This is a genomic window from Spirillospora sp. NPDC049652 (genome assembly GCF_040675125.1).
Lineage (GTDB): Bacteria > Actinomycetota > Actinomycetes > Streptosporangiales > Streptosporangiaceae > Spirillospora.
Map to the genome: position 1 here is coordinate 1 of NZ_JBFAOF010000821.1, position 3,315 is coordinate 3,315.

3 protein-coding genes are annotated in these 3,315 nt (G+C 74.2%); 1 reads left to right on the forward strand and 2 read right to left on the reverse strand.

Annotated elements, in window-relative coordinates; genetic code table 11:
* A partial coding sequence (locus tag AB0J52_RS33225) for an FGGY family carbohydrate kinase (RefSeq protein WP_500186819.1) occupies positions 1-450 on the reverse strand: 450 nt, incomplete at its 3' end.
* Positions 451-780: 330 nt separating this feature from the next.
* The gene (locus tag AB0J52_RS33230; RefSeq protein WP_500186820.1) at positions 781-2,199 is read right to left on the reverse strand and encodes an MFS transporter; all 1,419 of its coding nucleotides are present in this window, start codon (positions 2,197-2,199) and stop codon (positions 781-783) included.
* 509 nt (positions 2,200-2,708) lie between these two features.
* Between AB0J52_RS33230 and AB0J52_RS33235 the strand changes: the two genes are divergently transcribed.
* Positions 2,709-3,315 (forward strand): ankyrin repeat domain-containing protein (locus AB0J52_RS33235; RefSeq protein ID WP_500186821.1); only part of this gene is annotated, 607 nt, incomplete at its 3' end.

The following is a 3,315-nucleotide window of genomic DNA, read 5'->3' on the forward strand; positions in this document are numbered from 1 at the left end:
CGGCGGCGAGGCGCAGGCGGCCGACCGGCGGCCCGTCCGGGCGAGCAGGTCGGCGTCCCAGTCGGCCTCCAGGGCGAGCAGGTCGCCGGCGTGCCGGCGGTCCTGCCAGACGACGGCCGGGGCGAGCGGGCGGCCGGTCTCGCCGTCCCAGAGGACGGCGGTGGCGCGCTGGGTGGACAGCGCGACGGCCGTGACCTCGACGCCGTCCGCGTGCGCGGCGGCCAGGGCCTCCCGGCAGACCGCCAGGGTGGCGGTCCAGATCTCGGCGGCGTCCTGCTCGACCGAGTCGTGGTCGGGGTGGTCCACGCCGATCGGCCGGTAGACGACGTGCGCCACCGAGCCGTCCTGGCGGACGACGCCCGCCCGGGTCCCGGTGGTGCCCTCGTCGACGGCCAGCACGCCCGGGCGCCGCGGCGCGCGGCCCGGGACGGGGGTGATGCTCGGCGACATCGTGCGGACCCCTCCTTCGTGGGGTGGGGCCGCCGGTCCGGACGGACCGGCGGATCTGACGGAACAGGGCTGTGCTGGGGGCCGCGCTCACGAACCGGGCAATACCCACCTCGGCTCGCGGCTACGGCCACGCGGGGGCCGGGATACGGCCCCGGAGATACCGCCCCGGGGATACGGCCGGGGATCCCGGCCTGGGGTGCCCGCGCGGGACGATCCGGGCGAGGCGCCCGCGCGGGCGGTCCGGGAGAGCGGTCCGTGGCGGGCGCCCGCGCGGGGCGGCGGTCCGGCACGAGCGGCCGGACGGTCCGCGCCCGCCCGGGCGCCGCCGGATCAGCTCGCGGCGGGCGCCGGGGCGAGGTCGCCCGGGGCGGGCTGCTCGTCCTCGGCGACGGCCCGGGTCGGGTCCCACTTGACCAGCAGGCAGGTGACGAGCCCGGTGAGCGGCACCACGGCGAGGACCAGGAAGGTGTGGCCGAGCCCGATGCCGTCCTTGATCTGCGGGAACAGGTACAGGCCCACGACGCTGCCGAAGCTGCCGATCATGCCGGTCACGCCGGTGCCGAGCGCCCGCACCTCGCTGTGGTAGGACAGCGCGGCGATCGACTTGCCGTTCGCGCCGGGCCCGGCCGAGTGCGCGAAGATGAACAGCACCGGCAGGATGAACGCGAACCAGGTCGGGACGTGCCCGAAGGTCAGGCCCATGACGACGAGCACGACCAGCACGATCGCGAACCCGGCCGCCGAGCTCAGCCGCAGCCCCATCCGGCGTCCGATGTACGCCGACAGCAGGCCGCCCGCGATGCCGAACGCGTTGAAGACCATCGAGCCGACGGTGGCCTTCTCGAAGCTCTCCCCGAAGATCGCCAGGCTGATCACCGGCAGGTACCAGCCGACCGCGAAGTACTGCATGGCCTGGTCGAGGGAGATGACCGAGGACAGGACCGTGCGGGGCAGGTAGCGGCCGCGGAACAGCACGCCCGCCTGCCGGAACCCGACCGCCGGGCGGGCGTCCGCCGCGCCCCGGTCCTCCGGCTCACCGGCCTCGGCCTTGATCCCGTACAGCCGTCCGAGGTTGCGGACCGCGTCGGCGAGCCGGCCGCGGCTGGCCAGCCAGGACGGGCTCTCGATCAGGAACTTGAGCTGGCCGAGGAAGAGCACGAGGGCGAACACGCCCGCGGAGCCGACCGACCAGCGCCAGATGTCCGGGCCCGCGTCGAGCTTGAAGAACAGCAGGGTGAGGGCGAGGTTGCCGGTGGTCGCGATGTACCAGATGCCCTGCCAGAGGTTGAGCCGCCCGCCGAGCTTGGCCGGGGTGTACTCGGCCAGCAGCGCCATCGCGACCGCGAAGTCGATGCCGTAGGCGACGCCGACCAGGACGCGGCCCAGCCAGACGGTGGTGAAGTCGCCCGCGAACGCGGCGAGCAGCGCGCCGCCCAGCGCGAACAGCTTGGCGGCCAGCAGCGGGGGGACGCGGCCGATCCGGCTGGCCAGCCAGCCGCCGATCGGGTTGAACAGGATGGCGAGCGCGGGCGCGGTGGCCGTGAGGATCGACACCTGGTCGGTGCTCAGGTGCATCTGCTTGGTCATCGGGGCCAGGCCCGCGCTCAGCGCGGCGTTGGAGTAGGCGTCCAGGAAGAGGCCGCCGAACACCAGGAGCCAGACCAGCTTCGCGCGGCCGGTGATCCTGCCGTGCCCGTCGATGAGCGCTGCGATGTCTTTGACGCCGCGGACGAGGGGGTGGTGCGCCATACGACCTGCCTTCGGGGTAACTGCCCGTCGGGGGGTACGTCAGCGCTTGAGGGCACGGCGAAGCCACCGACAGGTGGTCTTCGTCTGTGCCTGTCAAACAATGTCCGGATGCTAGGAAAGCGTTAACTCTCCTGTCAAGCGCCGCTTACCTGCGAATCAGCGGATCATCCCTGCCAGAAGACACCGATCCGGTCGGGATCGCCCTACAGGTGGGCGATCGCCTGCCCCGAGCCGCCGCGGAATTTCCGTCCCCCGGGGCGGAGGTTCCCGGCCCGAGGTCATCCGAATGACGGAGGGGCGGCTCTGCCGATCCCATGCACCCGTTCCGCTTCCGCGCGCCGAGCGTGGACGCGTGAAACGCCTGCCCACTCTCCCGGCCCTGCCGCCGGGTGGCCGCGCCGCCACCCGCGCCGACCCGACATGATGATCACCCGGCGCGGGCGCCGGGCGCGTTCGCGCTCACCGCCCCCCGTACCCGCGATGCCCACCGCAACCGGAAGGACCGAGCCATGTCCGCCGACGAGAGGCTGATCAAGGCCGCCGCCCAGGGCGACGCGCCCGCCGTCCGGGACGCCCTGACCGACGGGGCCGACACCGAGACCCGCGACGCGCGCCGCCGCACCCCGCTGCTCCTGGCGGCCGCCGCCGACCACGTGGAGGCGGCGGAGGTCCTGGTGGCCGCCGGGGCCGACCCGGACGCGCAGGACGACCAGCGCGCCAGCGCGTTCCTGGTCACCGGGGTGACCGGCAGCGTGGCGATGCTGCGCGCCCTGCTCCCCGCCCGGCCCGACCTCACCCTGACCAACCGGTACGGCGGCGTCGCCCTGATCCCCGCCTGCGAGCGCGGCCACGTGGACTACGTCCGCGAGGTCCTGAAGACCGGCATCGACGTGAACCACGTCAACGACCTGGGCTGGACGGGCCTGCTCGAAGCGATCGTCCTCGGCGACGGCACGGAGCCCTACCGGCGGATCGTCCGGCTCCTGATCGACGCCGGCGCGGACGTGGACCTCGCCGACGGAGAGGGCGTCACCCCGCTCCAGAACGCCGAACGCCGCGGCCGGCGCGAGATCGCCGCCCTCCTGCGGGCCACCGCCGCCTGGTCGAGGACGACCT

Coding starts and splice junctions, on each gene's coding strand:
- AB0J52_RS33230 (WP_500186820.1), bottom strand. CDS start 2,199: ATGGCGCACCACCCCCTCGTCCGCGGCGTCAAAGACATCGCAGCGCTC.